The 307-nt window shown below is 69.4% G+C and carries 1 protein-coding gene; it reads left to right on the plus strand.

The features are described 5' to 3' along the window. Positions 1-235 (plus strand): GNAT family N-acetyltransferase (locus E5162_RS14480; RefSeq protein ID WP_135945965.1); only part of this gene is annotated, 235 nt, incomplete at its 5' end. Positions 236-307: the final 72 nt, after the last annotated feature.

The raw sequence follows: 307 nt of genomic DNA on the forward strand, positions 1-307 counted from the left end.
TTCCATGCTGCCCAGCTTCCGCGAGCAGGGCCTGGCCACCGAGGCAGTCCTGGGCCTGCTCAGCTGGGCGGAGGCTCAGCCCGGTGTGAGCAAGGTGACCGCCTCCACCCTAACCCACATCTATGCCGCCCGCCGCGTGCTGGAAAAGGCCGGCTTCTCGCTTGTGGGCGAGCGTGAAACCGGCGAGGGCCGCGTCCGCGACTTTGCCCTCGATCTTCCTGCGTCAGCCGGCTGACGCGCGCAGCGCTAGAACCGGCCTGCGGCGCGCGCGCCGAGTGCATATTCCTTGATGCCATGCGGACGCGCG

Source organism: Marinicauda pacifica (genome assembly GCF_004793635.1).
Lineage (GTDB): Bacteria > Pseudomonadota > Alphaproteobacteria > Caulobacterales > Maricaulaceae > Marinicauda > Marinicauda pacifica.